General features: G+C 73.9%; 17 protein-coding genes. 10 read left to right on the forward strand and 7 right to left on the reverse strand.

Annotated features, from left to right (window positions below):
* Positions 1 to 824, forward strand: an 824-nt coding sequence (locus H1A17_RS24670; RefSeq protein ID WP_194823000.1) for a diacylglycerol kinase family protein, incomplete at its 5' end; no start/stop codon positions are given.
* Here H1A17_RS24670 and H1A17_RS24675 read toward each other — a convergent pair.
* Complete coding sequence (locus H1A17_RS24675) at positions 787 to 1,677, reverse strand: DMT family transporter (RefSeq protein WP_194823001.1); 891 nt, start codon at positions 1,675 to 1,677, stop codon at positions 787 to 789. The genes H1A17_RS24670 and H1A17_RS24675 overlap by 38 nt on opposite strands.
* Complete coding sequence (locus H1A17_RS24680) at positions 1,674 to 2,441, reverse strand: HAD family hydrolase (protein WP_370516911.1); 768 nt, start codon at positions 2,439 to 2,441, stop codon at positions 1,674 to 1,676. Before H1A17_RS24680 ends, H1A17_RS24675 begins: the two co-directional genes overlap by 4 nt.
* A gap of 86 nt (positions 2,442 to 2,527) precedes the next feature.
* On the opposite strand from H1A17_RS24680, the gene H1A17_RS24685 reads away from it, so the two are divergent.
* Both H1A17_RS24685 and H1A17_RS24690 read left to right on the forward strand, forming a co-directional pair.
* Positions 2,528 to 5,326 (forward strand): RNA helicase, encoded by a 2,799-nt coding sequence (locus tag H1A17_RS24685; RefSeq protein ID WP_145920048.1) that lies wholly within the window; start codon positions 2,528 to 2,530, stop codon positions 5,324 to 5,326.
* Between the two features lie 167 nt (positions 5,327 to 5,493).
* Positions 5,494 to 6,381, forward strand: coding sequence for an MHYT domain-containing protein (locus H1A17_RS24690; protein ID WP_194823002.1), 888 nt, complete (start codon positions 5,494 to 5,496; stop codon positions 6,379 to 6,381).
* Positions 6,382 to 6,405: 24 nt separating this feature from the next.
* On the opposite strand, the gene H1A17_RS24695 is transcribed toward H1A17_RS24690, so the two are convergent.
* Positions 6,406 to 7,359 carry a 5'-3' exonuclease gene (locus tag H1A17_RS24695; RefSeq protein ID WP_168222498.1) on the reverse strand — a complete coding sequence of 318 codons (954 nt, stop codon included), beginning with the start codon at positions 7,357 to 7,359 and terminating at the stop codon, positions 6,406 to 6,408.
* Positions 7,360 to 7,390: 31 nt separating this feature from the next.
* Complete coding sequence (locus H1A17_RS24700; protein WP_309236851.1) at positions 7,391 to 8,539, reverse strand: SGNH/GDSL hydrolase family protein; 1,149 nt, start codon at positions 8,537 to 8,539, stop codon at positions 7,391 to 7,393.
* A gap of 167 nt (positions 8,540 to 8,706) precedes the next feature.
* Here H1A17_RS24700 and H1A17_RS24705 point away from each other — a divergent pair, with 167 nt between their 5' ends.
* Positions 8,707 to 9,774 carry a DUF4037 domain-containing protein gene (locus H1A17_RS24705; protein ID WP_194823003.1) on the forward strand — a complete coding sequence of 356 codons (1,068 nt, stop codon included), beginning with the start codon at positions 8,707 to 8,709 and terminating at the stop codon, positions 9,772 to 9,774.
* A gap of 16 nt (positions 9,775 to 9,790) precedes the next feature.
* On the opposite strand, the gene H1A17_RS24710 is transcribed toward H1A17_RS24705, so the two are convergent.
* Positions 9,791 to 10,912: a glycoside hydrolase family 5 protein gene (locus H1A17_RS24710; RefSeq protein ID WP_145920044.1), complete on the reverse strand. Its 1,122-nt coding sequence runs from the start codon at positions 10,910 to 10,912 to the stop codon at positions 9,791 to 9,793.
* 186 nt (positions 10,913 to 11,098) lie between these two features.
* On the opposite strand from H1A17_RS24710, the gene H1A17_RS24715 reads away from it, so the two are divergent.
* Genes H1A17_RS24715 through H1A17_RS24725 form a run of 3 tightly spaced genes read left to right on the forward strand, consistent with a single transcriptional unit; the run spans position 11,099 to position 13,017 of the window.
* A complete protein-coding gene (locus H1A17_RS24715) occupies positions 11,099 to 12,241 on the forward strand; it encodes an acyl-CoA dehydrogenase family protein (protein WP_145920043.1) in 1,143 nt (380 codons plus the stop codon).
* A gap of 9 nt (positions 12,242 to 12,250) precedes the next feature.
* Positions 12,251 to 12,466, forward strand: a complete 216-nt coding sequence (locus H1A17_RS24720; RefSeq protein ID WP_088647100.1) for a DUF433 domain-containing protein — start codon at positions 12,251 to 12,253, stop codon at positions 12,464 to 12,466.
* 59 nt (positions 12,467 to 12,525) lie between these two features.
* Positions 12,526 to 13,017 (forward strand): Lrp/AsnC family transcriptional regulator, encoded by a 492-nt coding sequence (locus H1A17_RS24725; RefSeq protein WP_145920042.1) that lies wholly within the window; start codon positions 12,526 to 12,528, stop codon positions 13,015 to 13,017.
* A gap of 16 nt (positions 13,018 to 13,033) precedes the next feature.
* Here the strand turns inward: H1A17_RS24725 and H1A17_RS24730 are convergent, their stop codons facing one another.
* Complete coding sequence (locus H1A17_RS24730) at positions 13,034 to 13,600, reverse strand: histidine phosphatase family protein (protein ID WP_194823004.1); 567 nt, start codon at positions 13,598 to 13,600, stop codon at positions 13,034 to 13,036.
* A gap of 191 nt (positions 13,601 to 13,791) precedes the next feature.
* Between H1A17_RS24730 and H1A17_RS24735 the strand changes: the two genes are divergently transcribed.
* Together H1A17_RS24735 and H1A17_RS24740 are read left to right on the forward strand one after the other, a co-directional pair.
* Positions 13,792 to 13,983: a CsbD family protein gene (locus H1A17_RS24735; protein ID WP_088647084.1), complete on the forward strand. Its 192-nt coding sequence runs from the start codon at positions 13,792 to 13,794 to the stop codon at positions 13,981 to 13,983.
* Positions 13,984 to 14,047: 64 nt separating this feature from the next.
* A complete protein-coding gene (locus H1A17_RS24740) occupies positions 14,048 to 14,383 on the forward strand; it encodes a YnfA family protein (protein ID WP_145920040.1) in 336 nt (111 codons plus the stop codon).
* 54 nt (positions 14,384 to 14,437) lie between these two features.
* Here the strand turns inward: H1A17_RS24740 and H1A17_RS24745 are convergent, their stop codons facing one another.
* Complete coding sequence (locus H1A17_RS24745) at positions 14,438 to 15,844, reverse strand: KamA family radical SAM protein (RefSeq protein WP_375372830.1); 1,407 nt, start codon at positions 15,842 to 15,844, stop codon at positions 14,438 to 14,440.
* Positions 15,845 to 16,017: 173 nt separating this feature from the next.
* Between H1A17_RS24745 and H1A17_RS24750 the strand changes: the two genes are divergently transcribed.
* Positions 16,018 to 17,067, forward strand: a complete 1,050-nt coding sequence (locus H1A17_RS24750) for a zinc-binding alcohol dehydrogenase (protein WP_194823012.1) — start codon at positions 16,018 to 16,020, stop codon at positions 17,065 to 17,067.

The following is a 17,067-nucleotide window of genomic DNA, read 5'->3' on the forward strand; positions in this document are numbered from 1 at the left end:
GCGCCCACCTGCTCGCCGCCGCCGGCCGCCCGGTGGAGCTGCTCACCGCGCACGACCCCGCCGGGGCGGAGGCGGCCTGCCACGCGGCGGTCGCCGCCGGGGCGTCCGCGTTGGTCGCGGTCGGTGGCGACGGCACGGTCCACCGGGCCCTGCAGGCCGTCGGCGGTACGGCGGTGCCGTTCGCCCCGGTGCCGGTCGGCACCGGCAACGACTTCGCCGCCGACGCGGGTTTCCCGGCCGATCCGCTCGCCGCCGTCGCGGTGATCGCCGCCGCACTGCGGGCCGGCCGTACCCGCCCGGTCGACCTGGCCCGGATGACCGGCGGCGACGGCACCGACCGCTGGTACGGGGCGGTCCTCGCCGCCGGCTTCGACGCGATCGTCAACGAGCGGGCCAACCGGATGCGCTGGCCGCGCGGCCCCCGCCGGTACGACCTGGCGATCCTCGTCGAGCTGGCCCGGTTGCGTCCGCGCCGCTACACGCTGCGCCTCGACGGCGTCGGACACGAGGTGGACGCGGTGCTGGTGGCGGTGGGCAACGGTGCCAGGTACGGGGGCGGGATGCGGATCTGCCCCGCCGCCGACCTCACCGACGGACTGTTGGACGTGGTGGTCGGCGGCCGCTTCGACAGGCGTACCCTGATCCGGGTCAAACCGCGCATCTACGCCGGCACCCACGTGACGCATCCGCTGGCGAGCAGCTTCCGGGCCCGCACCGTGGAACTGGCCGCCGAGGGCATCACCACGTACGCCGACGGGGAGCGGTCCCTGGACCTGCCGGTACGGATCAGTGCGGTGCCTCGGGCGGTGCGTCTGCTGCGGTGAGCGGCCCACGCGGGGCGGCGGCCCGGACCGCACCGATACTGGCGACGACCACCAGGCCGATCGCCAGCACCTCGACCGGGTGCAGATCCTGCCCCAGGATCAGCCAGCCGGCGAGCGCGGCGAGCGCCGGACCGAGGCTCATCAGCACGGCGAACGTCGAGGTGGCCAGCCGGCGCAGGGCCAGCAGTTCCAGCGTGTAGGGCAGCGCCGAGGCGAGCAGCGCCAGCCCGGCCCCGAGGGCGAGCACCCCCGGATGCCACAGCCGCGCCCCGGCGTCGGCCAGGCCGAACGGCAGGGACAGCAGCGCGGCCAGGGCCAGGGCGAGGGCCAGCCCGTCGGCCCGGGGGAACCGCCCGCCGACCCGCGCCGAACAGACGATGTACGCGGCCCACAGCGCGCCCGCCGCGAGCGCGAGGCCGACGCCGACGGGGTCCAGCCGGTCGAAGCCGCCCTGGCCGAGCAGCGCCACCCCGGCCAGCGCGAGGCCCGCCCAGCACCAGGCCGTCCACCGGCGGGCGGTCAGCACCGACAGGGTGAGCGGCCCGAGCACCTCCAGGGTCACCGCCGGGCCGAGCGGGATGCGTTCGATGGCCTGGTAGAAGACCGAGTTCATGCCGGCCAGGGCGAGCCCGAACGCGCCCACGGCCAGCCAGTCGGCCCGGTCGTGCCCGCGCAGCCGGGGGCGGCACACCAGCAGCATCAGCACCGCCCCGATGGCCAGCCGCAGGGTGACCGTGCCGGGGACGCCGACCCGGGGAAAGAGCAGCGCGGCGACGGCGGAGCCGAAGTGCACCGACAACGCCCCGCCGAGCACCAGCCCGACCGCCGTCGCCCGGCCGGACGAGCCGGTCACGGGGAGGGCAGGGCCAGGTCGAGCACGGTGCCGAGGCCGCTGGGGCGGCCCGCTCCGGCGGCCGGCAGCACCAGCACCCCGCAGCCGGCGGCGACGGCCCCGGCGTCGGCCGGGGTGTCGCCGACCATCAGGGTCCGCTCCGGGTCGACCCGCAGCATCCCGCAGGCGCGCAGGAAGATGCCCGGGTCCGGCTTGCACCGCCCCACCTCGTACGACAGCGCGTACGCGTCGACCAGGTCGGCCAGGCCCCAGGCGGTGAAGAGCGGGCGGATGTCGAATCCGATGTTGCTGACCACCGCCACCGGGATGCCGGCGTCGCGGAGCGCGGTGAGCACCGGCGCGGTGTCCGGGTAGGGCACCCAGCCGTCCGGGGCCAGCACCCGCTCGTAGAGCGCCTCGGCGAAGCCCTCGATCCCGGCGTCCACCGTCTCGGCCAGCCCGGTGTACGCGGCCCGGTGGGCGTGTTCGTAGAGGTCCCGGTCGGCCCAGAGTTCGGCCAGCCGGGGCGGTACCCGGGCGGGCGGCGGGCCGCCGGCCCGGCCGGCGGTGAGCAGCCGGTCGGCCAGCGCGGTGGCCCGCATCCGTTCCAGCTCGACCCCGCACGTCGCCGCGGCGGCGACCACCCAGTCGTGGGCCGGTTCGACCTGGGCGAGGGTGCCGTGGAAGTCGAAGAGCACCGCCTCCACGCGATGGCGGGACGCGCCCGCCCGGGTGGCGTGCGTGACGCCGTTCGGGGTCTGGGACGGTTCGGCATGATCCGGCACGTCGTGCACCCTACCGACCCGCTCCGACCGTCGTGCCGGACGGCCTTGCCGGGTAAGCGTCGGTGGCACCGATTAATCTTGCTGACATGTCGAGCCCCGCCGAGCGGTACGCCGAGGCACGTCGCCGGGCTGCCCAGGCCGCCCAGTTCCCGGCCCTGGAAGAGTTCACCCTCGACCTGGGGTTCGACCTCGACGACTTCCAGCGTGAGGCGTGCCAGTCGCTGGAACGGGGCAGCGGGGTGCTGGTCTGCGCCCCGACCGGGGCGGGCAAGACGGTGGTCGGTGAGTTCGCCGTGCACCTCGCGTTGCGGGGCGCGCCGGGCGCGGCGTCGCCGGCCGGGGGCGCGCCGCCCGGCACCCGGCGCAAGTGCTTCTACACCACGCCGATCAAGGCGTTGTCCAACCAGAAGTACCACGACCTGGTGCAGCGTTACGGCGCCGCGCAGGTCGGGCTGCTCACCGGCGACAACGCGATCAACGGGGACGCCCCGGTGGTGGTGATGACCACCGAGGTGCTGCGCAACATGCTCTACGCCGGCTCGGCCACCCTGGCCGGCCTGGCGTACGTGGTGATGGACGAGGTGCACTACCTCGCCGACCGGTTCCGGGGCGGGGTGTGGGAAGAGGTGATCATCCACCTGCCCTCCTCGGTGACCCTGGTGTCGCTGTCGGCGACGGTCTCCAACGCCGAGGAGTTCGCCGACTGGCTGGTCACCGTGCGCGGTGAGACGGCGGTGGTGGTCAGCGAGCACCGGCCGGTGCCGTTGTGGCAGCACATGCTGGTCGGGCGGCGGATGTTCGACCTGTTCCACGACGCCGACGCGGCCCGTAAGCACGACGTGCATCCGGAGTTGCTGCGCTACACCCGGGAGCAGACCCGCCGGCTGGAGCTGGGGGAGGGGCGCGGCGCCGGTCCCGGCGGCGGTCGGCGTGGTCCGCGCTGGCGTGGGCCGCTGCGTCCGGACATCGTCGACCGGCTCGACCGGGAGGGGCTGCTCCCGGCGATCCTGTTCATCTTCAGCCGGGCCGGCTGCGCCGCCGCCGTGCAGCAGTGCCTCGCGGCCGGTCTGCGGCTGACCTCGGCGGAGGAACGTGCCGAGATCCGTCGGGTGGTGGAGTCCCGGGTCACCGCGATCCCCGGTGAGGATCTGACCGTGCTGGGCTACTGGGAGTGGCTCGACGGGTTGGAGCGTGGTCTGGCCGCCCACCACGCCGGGATGCTGCCGGTGTTCAAGGAGGTCGTCGAGGAGTTGTTCGTCCGGGGCCTGGTCAAGGCGGTGTTCGCCACCGAGACCCTGGCGTTGGGGATCAACATGCCGGCCCGTTGCGTGGTGCTGGAGCGGCTGGTCAAGTTCAACGGCGAGGCCCACGTCGATCTCACCCCGGGGGAGTACACGCAGCTCACCGGGCGGGCCGGTCGACGGGGCATCGACGTCGAGGGGCATGCCGTGGTGGTGTGGTCGCCCGAGACCGACCCCCGGCACGTGGCGGGCCTGGCCTCCACCCGTACCTACCCGTTGCGGTCGAGCTTCCGGCCGTCGTACAACATGGCGGTCAACCTGGTCGGGAGCGTGGGCGCCGAGCCGGCGCGCGCGCTGCTGGAGTCGTCGTTCGCCCAGTTCCAGGCGGACCGGTCGGTGGTCGGGCTGGCCCGTCAGGTGCAGCGCAACACCGAGACCATCGACGCGTACGGCGCCGAGGCGGCCTGCCACCAGGGTGACTTCGACGAGTACTTCGCCCTGCGGGTGGCCATCGCCGACCGGGAACGGGCCATCGCCCGGCAGGGGCAGACCCAGCGCAAGGCCGCCGCGGTGGCGGCGTTGGAGCGGTTGCGGATCGGTGACGTGATCCGGGTGCCGTCCGGGCGGCGGGCCGGGCTCGCGGTCGTCCTCGATCCGGCGACCGGGGGGTTCGGTGAGCCCCGGCCGCTGGTGCTCACCCAGGACCGGTGGGCGGGTCGGGTCAGTCCCGGCGACTTCACCACCCCGGCCGAGGTGCTCGCCCGCATCCGGGTGCCCAAGCACTTCAACCACCGGTCGCCGGCCGCCCGGCGGGATCTGGCCGCCGAGGTCAGCGGCACCGGGTTGGACCGGCACGGTGGCCGGCGGGGTGGCCGGTCCCGGCAGGCCGTCGGTGAGGACCACCGGCTCAGCCAGCTCCGTACCGAGTTGCGGCGGCATCCCTGCCACGCCTGCCCGGAGCGGGAGGACCACGCCCGGTGGGCGGAGCGGCGTCGCCGGTTGGAGAAGGACACCGAGGAGTTGCGGCAGCGGGTGTCGGGGCGGACGGGCTCGCTGGCCCGGACCTTCGACCGGATCGTCGCCCTGCTGACGGCCCGGGGGTACCTGTCCGCCGACGGCGGGGTGACCGACGCCGGTCGGATGCTCGGCCGGATCTGGACGGAGGCCGACCTGCTGGTCGCCGAGTGTCTTCGGCGGGGTGTCTGGGACGGCCTGTCCCCGGCGGAGCTGGCCGCCGCCGTGTCGGTGGTGGTGTTCGAGGCCCGGCGGGACGTCGACGAGCGGGCGTCGCTGCCGCGTGGGCCGGTCGCCGACGCGGTCGACGAGACGCTCGCGTTGTGGAGCGGGATCGAGGCCGACGAGGCGCAGCGGGGGCTGACCGCCACCCGGGAGCCGGATCTCGGGTTCGCCTGGCCGATCTACCGGTGGGCGCGGGGGGAGACCCTGGCCAAGGTGCTCGCCAGTGGTCACCAGTTCGACGGGGAGATGCCCGCCGGGGATTTCGTCCGCTGGGCCCGACAGGTCGCCGACCTGCTCGGTCAACTATCCGACTCCGGCGGGGCGTCGACGGAGCTGCGGGCCACCGCTCGGCAGGCGATCGCCGCCGTGAACCGGGGCGTACTCGCCCATTACACCTCCGCCTGATCATCACTTTCGGTCACCGTCGGGCGGTGAATCGACGCATCGGACGGTCACCGTGACGGCACCCCCCGGATTGCCGGGGGGTCGCTGTTGCGCCTGCTCGGAGCCTCCCCGATCATTGCTCGGGCGCGGTCGCCTACGCGCCGGTAATGAGTGGGGGGAAGACCGCCGTGGCGGAGATCAATCACTTTGAGTACGGGTGGATCACACCGGCGCTGAGTTACGCGCTGTCCGTGCTCGGTTCGTTCCTCGGTCTGGTCTGTGCCGGGCGGATCCGTACCGCCACCGGTTCCGGTCAGCGTTTCTGGTGGGGCCTGTTGGCCGCGTGGGCGATCGGCGGCACCGCGATCTGGGCGATGCACTTCATGGCCATGCTCGGCTTCGCGGTCACCGGCACCCGCATCCGGTACGACGTGCCGCTCACCGCCGCCAGCACGGTGATCGCCGTCACCGCCGTCGGGATCGGCCTGGCCATCGTCGGCACCGGCCGGCTCAGCGCCGCGAAGGTCCTCGGCGGTGGCCTGTTCACCGGGATCGGCGTCGCGGCCATGCACTACACCGGGATGGCCGCGATGCGGCTCAACGGTGACCTGAACTACGACGCCACCCGGGTGGCACTGTCGGTGGCCATCGCCGTCGTCGCGGCCACCGTGGCCCTGTGGCTGGCGATGACCGTCCGCCGGGGCCTGGCGATCGCCGGTTCCGCCCTGCTGATGGGGGTGGCGGTCAACGGCATGCACTTCACCGGGATGAGCGCCCTGTCGGTGCACCTGCACGGGCAGCGCGGCGAGGTCACCGGCGCGGGGGTGAGCACCCTGCTGGTGCCGATCGTCCTCGCGGTGATCTTCGTGGTGGTGGGGCTGGTGTACGCGCTGCTGGCCGCGCCCACCGACGACGACCGGGCCGCCGCCGCCTACCTGCAGGCGCGGCAGGTCAACGCGCCGGTCGTCGAACCGGAGGCGGCCCCGGACCCGGTGGGCCTGCGTGCCCGCTCGACCACCCTGGGCCGGCCGGGCACCCCGTTCCCGTCCCGTCGGGACGCCCCACCGCCGCGCTGACCGGCGTCGGGACGCCGGGGCCGGTCAGGGTCGCGCGGCGAGGGCGTCGACCAGCCGCCGGCACGAGCCGGCCAGGTTCCACCGCTGGGCCAACTCCAGCAGCCGGTCGGGGTCGGCGGGTGCCGCCGGCAGCGCGGTCGGCAGCGCCGGCAGCGGGACGTCGGTGGCGACCCGGACCACCTTCGGGGCCACCGCCAGGTAGTCGCGGGCGCCGTCGAGCTTGGCGCGCAGCCCCGGGGCGAACCCGGAGTCGGGGTCGTCGAGCGCGGCGAGGATGCCGGACAGGCCGCCGTAGCGGTCGATCAGCCGGGCGGCCGTCTTCTCGCCCACCCCGGGCACCCCGGGCAGCCCGTCGCTCGGGTCGCCGCGCAGGGCGGCGAAGTCGGCGTACCGGTCGGCGGGGACCCCGTAGCGGGCCCGGACGGCGGCGTCGTCGCAGTCGTCGAGCTTGGCCACCCCGCGACCGATGTAGAGCAGCCGGACCCGGCGGTCGTCGTCGACGAGCTGGAACAGGTCCCGGTCGCCGGAGACCACCTCCACCGGGCCGGGCTGGGTGACCGACAGGGTGCCCAGCACGTCGTCGGCCTCGTAACCGGTCGCGCCGACGGCGGTGATGCCGATCGCGGCCAGCACGTCGAGGATCACCGGCACCTGCGGGGATAGGGTGTCCGGCACCTCCTCGCCGCCCTCCGGGGCGACCCGGTGCGCCTTGTACGACGGCAGCAGCTCCACCCGCCAGGCGGGCCGCCAGTCGTGGTCGAGCGCGCAGACCATCCGGTCGGGCCGGCGGGTGCGGACCAGTTGGGCGAGCATGTCGAGGAACCCGCGCACGGCGTTGACGGGCTGGCCGTCGTCGGTCCGCGCCGCCGACTCGGGCACCCCGAAGTAGGCCCGGAAGTAGAGGCTGGGGGCGTCGATCAGCAGGATCGGCTGTTGGTCTGCCACGCCCGACAGCCTGGCACACCCCACCGACGACATGGGGGACGCCCACCGGCCGTGCCCGGCACGGTCACCAGCGCAGCGGCACGGTGGCCAGGAACGCGCCGAGCCGCTCGGCGATCACCTCGTGGTCCTTGCGGGACGGGTGCCAGCGGCAGCCGCCGTAGTCCAGGCCGACGCCGTCGAGGTACCAGTAGCGGACCAGGTCGTGACGTTCCCGTACCACCTGCGCGGCGGCCTCGGCGAAGGCGGTGGTGTTCCACAGTTGCTGTGCGGTCACCACGACGAGGGTGTCCCGGCCGTACCGGACCCGGAGCCGGTCGAGGAACCGGTGGTAGGCGTCCCGGTAGGCGCGGCGCAGGCTCTGCGGCGTCCATGCCTCGTCGGGGCGCAGGTCGGTGGCGAAGTCGTTCGCGCCCAACCCGACCACGACCAGCTGCGGTCGCCAGCTGGCGGGCCGGTCCCAGACGTCGCCGTCCACGGCGAGCAGGGACCGGGGGTAGAACGTGCGGTAGGTGACGTCGGGTCTGCCGCCGTCGTGGTTACGTACCATCCCCAGCCCGGAGTACGCGTTGAGCTGGTAGTCGGCGTCCAACCGGCGGGCGGTGAGCGCGCCGAAGCTGAGGTCGGCGTCGGTGCGGCGGGTGGCCTCGGCGTCGGTGCACTCCCGGTCGGTCGACAGGTTGCCGTAGCCGGCGGTCAGCGAGTCGCCGATGAACTCGATCTGCCGGTGGCGGGCGGGCGGCGGGGCCAGGACCCGTCCGCCGTCGACGGCGACGAAGTCGCCGAACGCGCCCGCCGCCGTCGGGCTTTCGGTGCGCTTGACCAGGCGTACGGTGTGCCGCCCGGCGGTCAGCCCGGTCACCCGGTACGTGGTCCGCCCCGGGGTGACCAGGGTCGCCACGGTCACCCCGTCGACTTCGACGGCGTAGTCGTTGACCGCGTCGTCGAGGACGATCCCGACCCCGGTGCCCCGGAACCGGCCCTCGAAGTACACCCCCGGCCAGCTGTACCGGGCGAGACGGCCGTCGACGGTGACCCGCCCGGCGGTGGACGCCCCGACGGGTCCGGGCCGGTGCGGGCCGGTGCACGCCGCCGCCCCGTGGGCCGGTGCGGGGCCGGCCGGCCGGCATCCCGGCGCGGCGTCCGCGGGCGCGGTGCCGGGCAGCACGGTCACGGCGACCGCGATCAGCATGACGACCAGCCGGGTCGACGACACGGTCCCTCCCTCCGCCCGGTCCGGGACCGGGCCTACGACGTGCGGCGCGGTGTCCCGCGTCCACGGCTGGCCCAACGACCGACCGGCGGCGACGGTTCCGCCGCCGGGGCGGATGCCGGTGGGAAACCGGCGTGACGACCCGGTGGCCGCCGGGTGAGACTGCGGGCATGGAGTTCGTGCCCGGTCTGGTGCTGTGTCGGCGTTTCCACGACGAGGTCGTCGGGCCGCTGCTGGCACGGCACCTGCCGGGCCTGCGCTACTCCGCCGGGCTGTTCGACGGCGGTTCGGAGCTGCTGGGGCTGGACACCGAACGCTCCACCGACCACGACTGGGGGCCCCGGGCGCAGGTCTTCCTGGCCGATCCGGCCGGGGCGGCGTCGGTACGGGCGGCGCTGGCCGACCTGCCGCCCCGCTTCCTGGGCCGGCCGACCCGGTTCCTCGGCTGGCCGACCGCCCGGCTGGGGGTGCCCGACGTCGCCGGGGACCGCACCGGCGTCGAGGTGGTCGGCTGGCGGGACTGGCTGCGGGGCCGGCTCGGGTTCGATCCGACCGTCGCGATCACCATCGCCGACTGGCTGTCCCTGCCGACGCAGCGGCTGGCCGAGGTGACCGGTGGTGCGGTGTTCCACGACGGCCTGCACGGCGCGGTCGGCGCGGTCCGGGCCGCCCTGGCCTGGTATCCGGACGACGTGTGGCGGCACGTGCTGGCTGCCGGGTGGACCCGGGTGGGGCACGCCGAGCATCTGGTCGGCCGGTGCGCCGAGGTGGGTGACGCGTTGGGCAGCCGGCTGGTGGCCGCCCGGGTGGCCCGGGACCTGATGCGGTTGGGCCTGCTGGCCCGTCGCCGCTGGCCGCCGTACGACAAGTGGCTCGGCAGCGTGTTCGCCGCGCTGCCGGACGCCGGCCCGGTGGTGGCGGCGCTGGCGGACGCGCTCGGGCCGGGTGACTGGCCGCACCGGCAGGCGGGGCTGGTGCGGGCGCTGGAGACGGTCGCCGGGTGGACCAACGACACCGGGCTGGCCGGGCCGGTCGACGTCGCGGCCCGGCCCTTCCACGGGCGGCCCTTCCTGGTACTCGACGCGCCCCGGTTGGCGGCCGTGCTGCGGGCCGCGATCGTCGACCCGGCGCTGCGGGACCGGCCGCTGGTCGGCGCGGTGGACCAGTACGTCGACAGCGTGGACGTGCTGACCCACGCCGACCGGGTCCGCCGGGTCGGTGCCGCCGTCACCGGCTGACGGACCCGGCGGCCGGTCAGCCCCGCAGCCGGGCGCGGATGAACCGCCCGGACTCGGTGAGCACGGCGGTGCCGGTGAAGTCGGTGCCGGCGCACGTGCCCTGCCGGAACACCGAGTTGCTCTCCGGGCCGTCGGAGTAGCTCCACATCGAGTAGCTGATCTTCAGGCGTTGCAGCAGGTCCAGCCAGGTGGTGGCGCTGTCCAGGTCGTTGGGGCCGTCGCCGGTGAAGGTCTGGGTGCCGAACTCGCTGACGAACAGCGGCAGGCTCCGGGCGGCCCGGGCCACCGTCTCGCGTTGCAGGTCCCGGTGGGACGCGGCGTAAAAGTGGAAGGTGTACATGATGTTCCCGGCGTCGACCGGGTCGTCGGTCACCTCGGTCTCGTCGGCGCCCTCGGACACGCCGAGGGAGGAGAAGCCCCGGGTGCCGACCAGCACCACGCTGTCCGGGTCGGCGGCCCGGATCACCGGGATGACCTGTTCGGCGTAGCTCTTGATGGTGGCCCAGTCGACCCCGTTGGGTTCGTTGGCGATCTCCCAGAGCACGTTGGTCCGTGCGGCGTGCCGGGCGGCGACCTCGGCGAAGAACGACCGGGCCCGGTCCAGGTTGACCAGCGGGTCGCCGGGGGTCAGCACGTGGAAGTCGACCACCACGTAGAGGCCGAGCGCGCTGGCGGTCTCCACCGCCTCGTCGACCCGGCGGGTGAAGCCGGCCGGGTCGGTCTCGAACCCTCCCTCCTGGACGTACATCGCCACCCGGACGAAGTCGGCCCGCCAGTCGGTGCGCAGCGCGGCCAGCGAGTCGGGGTTGAGGCAGTCCGGGAAGAACTGGAGGCCGTGGCTGCTCATCCCGCGCAACTGGACCGGCTCGCCGGCCGCGTCGCACAGGTGCACCCCGCACACCCGCAGCCGGCCGTGCCGGTCCACCGGGGACCCGGCGGGCGCGGCGGCCGGTTGCCCGGTGGCGGGTTCCCGGGTGGCCGGTGGCGGCTCGGGCGTCCCGGTGCCGGCCGGGCCGGTGGCGGCCGGTGGCGCGGCGTCGGTCTCGGCGTTCGCGGTGGGGACGGTGAGAGCCGCCCAGCCGGCGACGAGCGCGGCGAGGGCCACCCCCGTCGAGGTCAGTGCTGTGCGTCGGTGCATGGGGACTCCGGTCGGGCTCGTCGGGACCGGGGAAGGCGTCCGGTGGTACGTAGCCGCGGCGGGCGCGGTTCACCGGGGTGCCGGCCACGCCGGACTGGGCCCCGACCCGAACGACCGTTAAGCTGACGGGGTGGCGCCCGGCGGACGACGGGCGGCGGCTCACCCACCTCTGGAGCTCATCGCGCTATGACTGTCGACCGCATCCTCCCCACCGACGAGGCCCACGACCTGCTCGACCTCGCCACCGAACTGGCCGACCGGGAACTCGCGCCCCGGGCCGCCGGCTTCGAGGAGCGCGCCGAGTTCCCCCGCGAGGTGCTGCGCACCCTGGGCCGGGCCGGCCTGCTGGGCCTGCCGTACGCCGAGGAGCACGGCGGCGCGGCCCAGCCGTACGAGGTCTACCTCCAGGTGCTGGAGATCCTCGCCGGCCGGTGGCTCGCGGTCGCCGAGGCGGTCAGCGTGCACACCCTGTCCTGCTACCCGCTTGCCGAGTTCGGCACCGACGCCCAACGCAAGCTGCTGCCGGAGCTGGTGGGTGGGGAACTGCTCGGGGCGTACTGCCTGTCGGAGCCGCAGGGTGGCTCGGACGCCGCCGCGTTGACCACCCGGGCGGTCCGCGACGGCGACGACTACCGGGTCACCGGGGTCAAGGCGTGGATCACGCACGCCCGGGTGGCGGACTTCTACAACGTGTTCTGCCGTACCGGCGGGCCGGGCCCGAAGGGCATCTCCTGCCTGCTGGCCGACCGGGGCACGCCGGGCATCGCCCCGCAGGCGGCCGAGCGGACGATGGGGCTGCGCTCGTCGCCGGTGGCGCAGATCGCCTTCGACGACGCCCGGGTGCCGGCCGAGCGGCTGATCGGTGGGGAGGGCGCGGGCTTCACCATCGCGATGTCCGCGCTGGACTCGGGGCGGCTGGGCATCGCCGCCTGCGCGGTCGGTCTGGCCCAGGCGGCGCTGGACTACGCCGTCGGTTACGCCCGGGAGCGGCAGCAGTTCGGCCGGGCGATCGTCGACTTCCAAGGGGTGGGTTTCCTGCTGGCCGACGCGGCCACCCAGATCTCCGCCGCCCGGGCGTTGACGTTGGCCGCCGCCCGGTTGCGCGACGCGGGCCGGCCGTACTCGATCGAGGCGGCCAAGGCGAAGCTGTTCGCCACCGACGTGGCGATGCGGGTGACCACCGACGCGGTGCAGGTGCTCGGCGGGGCCGGGTACGTGGCCGACCACCCGGTCGAGCGGTACATGCGGGAGGCGAAGGTGCTCCAGATCGTCGAGGGCACCAACCAGATCCAGCGGCTGGTGATCTCCCGGGCGCTGGCGAGGGACTAACCTGTGCCGGTGACGTTTCCCCGGATCACCATCGACCCCGAGGTGATGGGCGGGGCGCCCTGCGTGCGGCAGTCCCGCGTCCCGGTGGCGACCCTGCTGGCGATGATGGCGGAGGGGATGTCGGTGACGGACATCCTCACCGATCTGCCCTTCCTCGACGAGGAGGATCTGGCCGAGGTGCTCAACTTCGCCGCCGACGCGGTGCGCGACCGGGCGGCCCGCTGAGCGTCACATCGGGCGGGACGTCGTCGCCAGGGGAGCGCTCCACCGGGTAGGTTGCACGGGTGGAGGAGACCGACCGTGCCATCGTCGCCGCGCTGACCGCCGACGGCCGCCTGTCGTACACGGATCTGGCGGAGAGGGTCGGCCTGTCGGTCTCGGCCGTGCACCAGCGGGTCCGCCGGCTGGAACAGCGCGGCGTGATCAACGGGTACACCGCCCGGGTGTCGTTCGAGGCGTTGGATCTGCCGATGACCGCGTTCGTGGCGATCCGGCCGTTCGACCCGTCCCAGCCGGACGACGCGCCGGAGCGGCTGGCCCACCTGCCCGAGATCGACTCCTGCTACTCGGTGGCGGGGGAGGACTTCTACCTGCTCCTGGTGCGGGTGGCCGGGCCGGCCGACCTGGAACGGGTGCTCCAGGAGATCCGCACCGCCGCGAACGTCACCACCCGCACGACGGTGGTGCTGTCCACCCCGTACGAGGGGCGTCCGCCGAAGGTGGCGGTGGGGGAGCTGCGGGGCCGTACCCGCAGCGGCGCGGAGGCCCCGGCGTAGCTGCGGGTACGGCCGCTCAGCGGCCGTTCCAGCGCAGGATGACCGGGCGGCCGTGTTCGTGGCCGAGCGCGCTGACGGTGGCGGTGTCCAGGCGCAGCTTGCCGCCGCCGGCGGCGGGCAGGCCGATCCACCGGGCGCCGACCACCCGGAGCAGGTGGGCGTGCCCGACCAGCGCCACGTCGCCCCGGGCCAGCAGTGGTGTGAGCCGGCCGAGCAGCCGGTCGACCCGGGCCCCGACCTGGTCGGGGGACTCCCCGTCGGGGCAGCCGTCGGTCCAGATGTTCCAGTCGGGGCGCTCGGTGTGGATGTCGGCGGTGGTGCGGCCCTCGTACCGGCCGTAGTTCCACTCGGTGAGGTCGTCGTCGGTGCCGTCGACGGTGAGGCCGGCGAGCTGCGCGGTGCGCAGCGCCCGGCGTCGGGGGCTGGCGAGCACGGTGGCGAAGCGCTGGCAGGTCAGCACCCCGGCCAGCGCGCGGGCCTGCCGCTCACCGTCGGGGGTCAGCTCCAGATCGGTGTACGAGGTGTGCCGCCGGCTGGCGCTCCACGTCGTCTCGCCGTGCCGGATCAGGATGATCTCGCTCATCCGCCCAGTCAACCAGCAACCGCCGGGCCCAGCCGGCCACCTATTGTCCTAGGATGCCCTAGAGATGGTGCGCCCCGGCGCACCCCTTCTAATCAGCGCCTACGGCGCGGTTCTGTTTCGGGTCGGCCGGATCGGGGACGCCACCGGTACGGGGCCGCCGCCCCGTGACCGCCGCAGCGACAGGAGGCGACATGAGCTTCACCGACAAGGCCAAGAACAAGGCCCAGGAGCTGACCGGCGCCGCTAAGGAGCGGCTCGGCGACATGACCGACAACGAGCGGATGCGGGCCGAGGGCGCCACCGAGCAGAGCGAGGCGCGGGCCCGGCAGGCCGGCGAGCACGTCAAGGACGCCGGTCGGGACGTACGGGACGCCATGCGCTGACGGTCCGCGCCGGCCGGGTGGCCCCTGGGCACGGTGCGGGGGCCACCCGGGTTAGCGTGCGGGCATGCTGGTCGCCCGTTCGCTGGTGTTGTTCGTCCTGGCCGCGCTCGCCGAGATCGGTGGGGCGTGGCTGATCTGGCAGGGCTGGCGGGAGCACCGGGGGTTGTGGTGGATCGCCGGCGGGGTGGTCGCGTTGGGTGTCTACGGTTTCGTGGCGACGTTCCAGCCGGATGCGAACTTCGGCCGCATCCTGGCCGCGTACGGCGGGGTGTTCGTGGCGGGGTCGCTGGCGTGGGGCGTGTTGGTGGACGGCTTCCGGCCGGACCGGTGGGACCTGACGGGCGCGGCGATCTGCCTGCTCGGCGTCGCCGTGATCATGTACGCGCCGCGCGGGGCGTGACGGCCGCCGCCCCCGGGACCGGTCCGGGTCGCGGGGGCGGCGGGGTGGTGCGGGTCAGTCGTCGCGGTGCGCGGCCCACCACCGCTGGCCGGCCTCGGGGAGGGTGTCGATCGGGTCGTAGTAGGCGTAGCGCTTGTTGAGCGCCTCCAGGTCGGCCGACTCGATGGAGGTGCGGTAGTTCTTGGTCCAGTAGGAGATGCCGCGTTCCCGGTCGTACTCGGTGAGCATGTGCACCCAGCGCTTGCCGACGAAGGGCACGTCGCAGACGATCCGGGGGGTGGCGTAGCCGGGCAGGTAGCCCATGATGTCGTGCTGGAGCTGCTGGGCGTGCCAGACCGGGACCCGCCAGTGTTCGGCGTTGGGGATCATGTCGCACATGTAGAAGTAGTACGGCAGGATGCCGGCTTCACCCTGGAGGGCGAAGCAGAGGTCGAGCAGGTCGGGGGCGGTGGCGTTGACGCCGCGCATGAGCACGCCCTGGTTGCGCACGTCGCGGACGCCGACGTCGAGGGCGGTCTGGGCGGCCTTGGCGACCAGCGGGGTGATCGACTGGGCGTGGTTGACGTGGGTGTGGATGGCCAGGTTGACGCCGCGTCGGGCGGCGGTGCGGGCGACCCGTTCCAGGCCCTCGACGACGTCGTTCTGGAGCCAGTGCTGGGGCAGGCCCATCAGGGCCTTGGTGGCGAGCCGGATGTCGCGGACGGTTTCCAGTTCGAGCAGCCGCATCAGGTACGACTCAAGGTTGCGCCACGGGACGTTGGCCACGTCGCCGCCGGAGACGACCACGTCGCGGACGCCGGGGTGGGCCTTGAGGTAGGCGATGTGGGCGTCGTAGCGGTCGACGGGCTTGAGGGTGAGCTTGAGCTTGTCGACGGCGGGGGTGGAGTTGCCGACGAGGTCCATCCGGGTGCAGTGGCCGCAGTACTGGGGGCAGGTGGAGAGCAGTTCGGCGAGGACCTTGGTGGGGTAGCGGTGGGTGAGGCCCTCGGCGACCCACATGTCGTGTTCGTGCAGTGAGTCGCGGCTGGCGTAGGGGTGTGAGGGCCAGTCGGTGCGCCGGTCGGCGGTGACGGGGATCATGTAGCGGCGGATGGGGTCGGCGCGGAACGCCTCGGTGGTCATCGGGGCGAACGGCACCATCGTGTTGATCATCTGGGGTGGCACCAGCATCGACATGGTGGCCAGGGCCTGCTGGTCGGCGGCGAGGTCGGTGTAGAAGCTCTCGTCGACGGTGTCGCCGAGGACGGCGCGCAGCTGCTTGATGTTCTTGACGCAGTTGACGCGTTGCCACTGGGCGTTCTCCCACTGTTCGCGGGTGACGTCGCGCCAGCCGGGGAAGCGGGTCCAGTCGGGTTCGACCAGGGGGCTGCGGCGGTATTCGTAGGGCTGCCCGGCGGTGGGTGCGGCGGCCGGGGCGGGGCGGGGCCCGGGGATGGTCGCCATCGGTTGGGTCTGGGTCACGGCCCCTCCTCGTGCTGCGTGGCCGGGGTGACCGGCGGGCGATGATCGGTAGATCCCGAAAGGCTACTGGAAAATATCCGGCGAAGAAATTAGTCTGCCGTAAGTTTTCCCGCGATGCGAGTCCTGGTCGGGGCTTCGGGCGGTGGAGAGGGGAGGTCGGCGTGACGTCACCGGTGGGTCTGCACCGCGTCGTGGAACCGGCGGGGGTGCTGCCGCAGGCGGCCTGGCGGTTGGACGCCGACCCGCGGATCGCCCCCAACGAGGTGCGGATCCGGGTGGAGCGGTTGAACCTGGACGCGGCGAGTTTCCGGCAGTTGGCGCAGAAGCACGGTGGGGACGGGGAGAAGGTCCGCGCCGAGGTGCTGGAGATCGTGTCGGCGCGGGGCAAGATGCAGAATCCGGTGACCGGGTCGGGCGGGATGCTGATCGGCACCGTGGAGGAGGCCGGCCGGCGGTCGCCGTTGGGGTTGGCGGTGGGTGACCGGGTGGCGACGTTGGTGTCGTTGACGCTGACCCCGTTGACGATCCTGGACGGGTTGGCCCGCTGGGACGGGCGTAGCGAGCAGGTGCCGTGTGACGGGTACGCGATCCTGTTCGCCCGGTCGATCGCGGCGGTGCTGCCGGCGGATCTGCATCCGGAGTTGGCGCTGGCGGTGCTGGACGTGTGCGGTGCGCCGGCGTTGACGGCCCGGGTGGTCGCCGAGCAGGTGGCGCGGCGGGAGCGGACCGGTGACGGGTCGCCGGTGACGGTGGCGGTGATCGGTGGGGCGGGCAAGAGCGGGTCGTTGTCGTTGGCAGCGGCGCGGCGGGCGGGTGCCGGTCGTACGGTGGGGGTGGTGCCGGTGGCGGCGGAGCGGGACGCGCTGGTGGCGGCCGGTCTGGCGTCGGTGGTGGCGTTGGCTGATGCCCGGGACCCGGTGGGGGTGTCGTCGGCGGTGACGACGGCGTTGGGTGGGCCGGCGGACGTGACGGTGGTGTGCGTGGACGTGCCGGGGTGTGAGCACGGTGCGGTGTTGGCCACGGCGGACGGCGGCACGGTGATCTTCTTCTCGATGGCGACGAGTTTCGCGGCGGCGGCGTTGGGTGCGGAGGGGCTGGCGGCGGACGTGACGATGCTGGTGGGCAACGGTTACGTGCCGGGGCACGCGGAGCTGGCGTTGGGGTTGGTGCGGTCGGAGCCGGGGGTACGTGGTCTCTTCGCGTCCCGGTTGGCGGCAGACTGA

The organism is Micromonospora sp. S-DT3-3-22 (genome assembly GCF_015354745.1).
Taxonomy (GTDB): domain Bacteria; phylum Actinomycetota; class Actinomycetes; order Mycobacteriales; family Micromonosporaceae; genus Micromonospora; species Micromonospora wenchangensis.